The organism is Proteus myxofaciens ATCC 19692 (assembly GCF_001654855.1).
GTDB classification, from domain to species: Bacteria; Pseudomonadota; Gammaproteobacteria; order Enterobacterales; family Enterobacteriaceae; genus Proteus; species Proteus myxofaciens.
In genome coordinates, this window is the sequence record NZ_LXEN01000133.1 from 1 (window position 1) to 6346 (window position 6346).

6 protein-coding genes are annotated in these 6346 nt (G+C 36.8%); 2 read left to right on the forward strand and 4 right to left on the reverse strand.

The window, feature by feature from the left end; translation table 11 throughout:
- Nucleotides 1–82: 82 nt before the first annotated feature.
- Nucleotides 83–973 (reverse strand): threonine/homoserine exporter RhtA, encoded by an 891-nt coding sequence (rhtA, locus tag M983_RS13600; protein ID WP_066751952.1) that lies wholly within the window; start codon nucleotides 971–973, stop codon nucleotides 83–85.
- A gap of 323 nt (nucleotides 974–1296) precedes the next feature.
- On the opposite strand from rhtA, the gene M983_RS13605 reads away from it, so the two are divergent.
- Nucleotides 1297–1875, forward strand: a complete 579-nt coding sequence (locus M983_RS13605) for an LOG family protein (protein ID WP_066751955.1) — start codon at nucleotides 1297–1299, stop codon at nucleotides 1873–1875.
- Nucleotides 1876–1883: 8 nt separating this feature from the next.
- Nucleotides 1884–2351 carry a GNAT family N-acetyltransferase gene (locus tag M983_RS13610; protein WP_066751958.1) on the forward strand — a complete coding sequence of 156 codons (468 nt, stop codon included), beginning with the start codon at nucleotides 1884–1886 and terminating at the stop codon, nucleotides 2349–2351.
- A 79-nt stretch (nucleotides 2352–2430) separates the two neighbouring features.
- Here the strand turns inward: M983_RS13610 and M983_RS13615 are convergent, their stop codons facing one another.
- From M983_RS13615 to moeA, 3 genes are all read right to left on the reverse strand, one after another.
- Nucleotides 2431–4131 carry an amidohydrolase gene (locus M983_RS13615; RefSeq protein ID WP_066751961.1) on the reverse strand — a complete coding sequence of 567 codons (1701 nt, stop codon included), beginning with the start codon at nucleotides 4129–4131 and terminating at the stop codon, nucleotides 2431–2433.
- A 203-nt stretch (nucleotides 4132–4334) separates the two neighbouring features.
- Nucleotides 4335–5117, reverse strand: coding sequence for a molybdopterin-synthase adenylyltransferase MoeB (gene moeB / locus M983_RS13620; protein WP_066751964.1), 783 nt, complete (start codon nucleotides 5115–5117; stop codon nucleotides 4335–4337).
- A 5-nt stretch (nucleotides 5118–5122) separates the two neighbouring features.
- On the reverse strand, nucleotides 5123–6346 hold a 1224-nt coding region (moeA, locus tag M983_RS13625), incomplete at its 5' end, for a molybdopterin molybdotransferase MoeA (protein WP_066751967.1).

Below are 6346 nucleotides of genomic sequence, written 5' to 3' on the forward strand. Positions count from 1 at the left end.
GTTATTATTAAATAAGTAAAAGGGATTTGAAGATCCCTTTTATTTTATATTTATAAGCCAATAAATTGTATGGATAAAAATATTAATTCACTTCTTGGATTTTTGTTTTACGCTTCATCGTTGTTGTAGAGCCAATAGAGGCAATAACAATAGATGCTAGTGCAAGCCATTGTATTAATGTTAAATGTTCATGAAGAAAAATAATTCCAATAAAAGCACCCATACAAGGTTCTAAGCTCATTAATGTACCGAAAGTTTTTGCAGGTAATCGCGTTAATGCAATCATTTCTAATGTGTAAGGAAATGCGGTAGATAGAATAGCAATTGCCAATGCAATGGGTAAGATAGACCAGCTAAATACTAAATCAGGGCTACTTTGTAACATACCAATAGGGAAAAAGATAAATGCAGCAATTAAAGAGCCAACAGATACAGTTGCTGCACCATAGCCTTTTCCTGCACGTTGTCCGAATACAATATAGAGTGCCCAACCCACTCCTGCACCTAGCGCATATATAATACCTAGTGGATCAAGCCCACTAACATTATCGCCAATAGGAAGTAATAATCCTAATCCTGCAATAACTAAGATAATCCATAAAAAATCAATAGCTCTACGAGAAGAAAACATAGCAACAGCTAAAGGGCCTGTAAATTCAAGTGCAACGGCAATACCTAAAGGGATAGTTTCTAGTGCAAGATAAAATAGATAATTCATTGCACCCAAAGACAAACCATATAAAAAGAGTGGCATTAATGTTTTTCGTGTAAATTTAATACGCCAAGGTTTAAAAATAATAAAGAGGATCAGCGTGCCAAGTAATAATCGCAATGCAGTCACAGCAGGAGCGCCAATCACTGGGAATAAGCTTTTTGCCAGTGATGCACCACACTGAATTGAAAGCATTGAAAGAAGCAAAAGAAGAACAGGATAAAAAACCTGCAATTTAGCTGAGTGTCTGGCTGACAACATTCTGAAAAACCTCGTCAATAATCAATTTTGGCTCTGTTATCCTATATAACAAAGGATCGCATAATATAGAATAAAAACATGACTTTTAATATAATTATTTTTAAATGTATCTTTAATTGATTATTTATTTAATGTTCTATTTTTAATTTAACCCAAAGAATGAAATATTTAATTAAATTAATAATTACACGCTATGCACTAATAAATAGGCAATTAAATTTAATAGCAATATGTTTTATAAAAAATAAATGTTTTGACCTGTTTAATCTATACTTGCTCACGTATAATTTTTATTTTTTAACGTGTTAAGGAAAAATATAACAATGAATAAAATAGAACGTATCGCTGTGTATTGTGGTTCAAGTTTAGGTGCATCCCCTATTTATAAAGAACAAGCAATCATTTTTGCCAAGGAACTTGTTAAACGTGATATTACTTTAGTTTATGGTGGTGCTAGTGTTGGAATAATGGGAACGCTTGCAGATACAATATTGCAAGAGGGAGGAAAGGTTATTGGTGTTATTCCTACTTTATTAGAAGGACGAGAAATTTCTCATAAAAATCTGACTGAGTTACATATTGTTGACACAATGCATCAACGCAAAAATAAAATGATTGAGCTAGCTGATGGTTTTGTCGCACTACCCGGTGGCTTTGGTACATTAGAAGAATTTAGTGAAGTTTTTACATGGAGCCAAATTGGTCTTCATAAAAAACCTTTGGGCATTTTAAATATTAATCAGTTTTACGATCCATTATTAATGATGATAGATAAAATGGCAGATGAAAAATTTTTACATGAAAAATACCGTACTATGGCCATTGTTGAGCAATCATCTAGTGCATTATTGGATAAATTTACTACTTATCAGGCACCCGCGGTAAAAACTTACGATAAATAAAGGCTAAAATGATCATCATTAGAGAAGCTAAAACGTATGATGTGGCAGAGATTAATGGGCTCTATCATTATTTATTTACGCAAATGGCGAAATTACAACCTGATAGATTAAAGCCGGGTAAACAAGATGAAGCCTTTATTCTTAATGGTATTAAAAATGATAAATTTCATCTATTAGTCGCTGAGTTAGATAACAAAATCGTTGGGTTTAGTGTGGCGCAAATTCAAGAAACGCCTTTATTTAATTGTTTAGTACAACGAAAATATGCTTATATTTATGATATTGCTGTTGATCCATTAATGCAAAGTCAAGGTATTGGTCATTTATTATTAAATGATATCAAAAAGTGGGCGATATCTAAACAATTAACGCATCTCGAATTATCGGTACTTGCTGAAAATGAACAAGCGAAGCGTTTTTATAAGAAAGAAGGTTTACTTGAAGTGAGTACAGTAATGGGTATTGCTTTGTTATAAATATAAAAATAAATAAATCCGCTCTGAGATGAAGCTAAGAATAGCTTTATTAGGCGGGTTTATTAATTATATTATTCAGCTAAATTGTGGGTTTCCCCGCAATAATCGTACACAATACTTGGACATTTTCAATCTCTTTTGGTGGTATTTCAAACAGAGATCTATCTAAAATGATTAAGTCAGCAAATTTCCCAGCTTCTAATGAACCAATCTGATGTTCCATATCGAGTGCATGAGCGGCATTAATGGTGGCTGCGCGTAAAACTTCAATTAAGGTCAGATTACGATCATTATCAAGTCTTGGTGATGTGGCGTCTTTTTGACGCGTCATAGCGACTTTAAAATCATACCATTCATTTAAAGGATCAATGGGCCAATCACTACCAAATGCGACAGTAACGCCGGAGTCAATAAATTTACCTGCGGTTTCCATAAAATTAAATCGCTCACGACCTAGCATTTCAATATCTTTATCAATATTAATTTGGTCAACCGCCGCCCATTGAAACGAAAGAAAAGGATAAACGTTTAATTGTGCAAATCGAGCGTAATCTTTTTCACACATCAATTCATTATGAGCAAGACCCGGTCTAATATCTTTTTCTGGTAAGGCTTTGCGCATTTCACTAATCGCATCAAGCGCAACGCTAATTGCACCTTCAGCCACGGTATGAATATGAGGATGATAGCCAGCGCGACTAATTTCAGTGAGTAATGGATTTAAGATATTCGGTGAAAAATAAAGATCGCCAATATGCTCAGAATCTTGCCAATGGGGTGTTTCATCAGTACCGACATTAATACGATAGGGCGTGTGCAATCGTGCCGTCATGATAGGGGCTTGTAAAACACCATCAAGGAAGAGTTTAACATGGCGAATAGCAACACTAGGTTGTGCATCTCGGCTGATTTGATGCCACTTTGCAAAACGTGTTATCGCATGATGAACTGCATTAGGGATTGCATCAACGTTAGGTACATCATCAGGGGTGATTTCTACCGCATTTTCAATACGCAGTGTCAGCTCACCGTTATCTCTTAAGGTATTGAAGGCACGTAATTGTGGCTCACCAACGCGAGCATCCATAATGGTAGTAACACCTTGCTTATTCAGCAATTTTTGAACATAACGCGCAATGTGTAAATTCTGTTCTTTTGTGAGTGGTGGCAAGCTATCAATGGCTTGCATTGCTGGTGCATCCTCAAGAATACCGATTGGCGTTCCATCTGCTTCACGTTCAATATTACCATCTGAGGGATCAGGCGTATCTGCGGTAATATCAAGCATAGCAAGCGCACGAGAATTAGCTAAAACACTATGGCAATCACTTGAAAATAGTAAAATAGGGCGCTGAGTATTAAGTGTATCAAGATGATATCGTGTCATTTGTACACCTTCTGGCTGCATACCTTCACGATACCAAGCTGATACTTTTAGCCACTGAGTATCATTATCAATAACGTTATCATCAAGATAGCACTGAATACGTTGCAAAATTTCATCAATTGACAGCGATTGATAATCAAGATGACAGCCAACAAGGGTAGCACCACCCCAAAACGGATGCATATGCGCATCAATGATCCCTGGCATCATCATTTTGCCTTGTAAATCAATTTGCTCAGTATGTTCATTGCAAAATGCGAGAAGTTGCGATTTTGTTCCTGTGGCAATAATAATACCTTCTGAAATCGCAATAGCGTCGGTTATTTTATTTTGAGGATCAGCGGTATAAATCTGCCCGTTGTAATAGAGAGTTTGTGCAAATTGATGAGTCATTATTTTACCTTGTGTTGCTTTTATAGCGTTTTGCTGATGCTGTCAGTAATGTTTGATATATCCTTTTATCGCGAATGGAGGGCATATTAGATTTAAATAAGGTTGAATACTACACGTGTATTGTAATAAGTTAACGAAATTAGGTTTAAGAAGTGATAGGGGATCTTTGATAAAACCCCCTATACAACTGATTGAAAATAAAATTAATTGTCAGGCCGAGTCGCTGAGCACACATTACAATGTGGATTTTTAGGTAGGTTAAATTCACGAAATTTCATCTGCATTGCGTCAAAGATTAACACCTTACCTTTAAGATTTTCGCCATATCCCGTTAAATATTTTATGGCTTCAATAGCTTGTAATGTGCCGATTGTACCCACAACAGGAGCCATTATACCCGCTTCTACACAGCTTAATGCGCTATCCCCAAAAAGATGGCTAAGACAACGATAGCAAGGTTCATCTGCTTGATAAGTAAATACACTGATTTGTCCTTCCATTCTAATCGCAGCCCCTGAAATAAGAGGCTTTCTTTGTTGAAAACAAAGGCGATTAAGTTGTTCACGTATTGCTACATTATCAGTGCAATCAAGCACAATCATGTGCTCGCTAATTAATGTATTTAACTTATCATCATCAAGTAATGCCTCAACCGTTTTTATCTCAACATGAGGATTAATTGCAGTTAATGTCGTTTTTGCTGATAACACTTTGGGCTGACCAATGGTTGTATCACGATGCAATATTTGGCGTTGAAGGTTAGACAGTGAAACTGTATCAAAATCTAATAATGTTAATTGACCAACACCCGCAGCCGCTAAGTATTGCGACGCACTACATCCTAACCCACCCACACCGACAATCAGGACTTTTGCACTTTTTAATGCTTCTTGCCCATCAAAATCAAATCCTCTTAAGACAATTTGCCGATTATAGCGAAGTGCCTCTTCATCCGTTAATTCTATATTGGGGAGTTTCTTGCTCATAAAGACTATTCACTTTTTAAGAGAGGATTAAATAACTCAATAGTGACAGTTTCGCCAGCTTCAACTTTACCGCGTTCACGTTCTAAAACGATAAAACAGTTTGCTGCGCTAAAAGAGCTATAGATATGTGAGCCTTGATGCCCAGTTGTTGCTACCTGCCATTCACCTTGTGCATTCACACTTGCATATCCGCGCTGAAAATCAAGGCGACCTGCGGACTTTTTCAATGGCGATTGAGTGATAGCATGGAAACGTTGTGGTGCTTTCCAAAGGCTAAAACCCGATAAACGAGCAATAAGTGGTTGCACAAGTTGATAAAAAGTCACTGTTGCAGAAACAGGGTTGCCTGGTAATCCACAGAACCATGCATTATGCAATTTACCAAAAGCAAAAGGTTTACCAGGTTTTATTGCTAATTTCCAAAAACCGATTTCACCGATTTCATCGAGTATTTGTTTTGTGTAATCCGCTTCACCAACAGAAACGCCACCGCTACTGATGACTAAATCGGCTTCTTGGTCCGCTTTTTTAAAGGTTTCACGCAATGTATCAGGATTATCTGGGACTACGCCAAGATCTAAAACATCACAACCTAGTTTTTCAAGCATTAAACGGACTGCAAAACGATTAGTATCGTATATTTGACCTGCATTTAAAGGTTGACCAATAGTTTGTAGCTCATCACCTGTAGAAAAAACAGCGACTTTTAAAGGGCGATAAACACGAATGTTGGCGATACCTAAAGAGGCGATAAGCGGTAATTGGGCTGTAGATAACTGAGTACCAGCAGGTAAAACGATATCATTTTGTTTGATATCTTCACCCATGCGACGAATATTTTGTCCTTGTTTTACTGGATAAGGAAAATGTATGCCTTCTTCTGTGACTTCGGCTTCTTCTTGCATAATAATGGTATCAACACCTGTTGGTACCATCGCACCTGTCATTATTCTTACGCATTGCCCTTTGAGTAATTCACCGTCAAAAGGAACACCTGCAAAGGCTTTTCCTGCCATTGGAAGGGGGGCTTGAATACCTAAATCGGAGTAACGTAGACCATAACCATCCATGGCGGAATTATCAAATGGAGGAACATTTATTGGTGAGATAATATCTTCACTTAAAATATAACCTGCCGCATTATTAAGTGGAATGATAAGGGTGTCGTTAATTGCCACCGGTTTTTCAAGTAGTTTTTCTAACGCTTCATTAAGGGATAACAAACCGCT

What these genes read in the sequence shown, in the direction of transcription:
- M983_RS13615 (WP_066751961.1), bottom strand. Translation starts at nt 4,131, where the DNA reads ATGACTCATCAATTTGCACAAACTCTCTATTACAACGGGCAGATTTAT.
- M983_RS13610 (WP_066751958.1), top strand. Translation starts at nt 1,884, where the DNA reads ATGATCATCATTAGAGAAGCTAAAACGTATGATGTGGCAGAGATTAAT.
- M983_RS13605 (WP_066751955.1), top strand. Translation starts at nt 1,297, where the DNA reads ATGAATAAAATAGAACGTATCGCTGTGTATTGTGGTTCAAGTTTAGGT.
- moeB (WP_066751964.1), bottom strand. Translation starts at nt 5,117, where the DNA reads ATGAGCAAGAAACTCCCCAATATAGAATTAACGGATGAAGAGGCACTT.
- rhtA (WP_066751952.1), bottom strand. Translation starts at nt 973, where the DNA reads ATGTTGTCAGCCAGACACTCAGCTAAATTGCAGGTTTTTTATCCTGTT.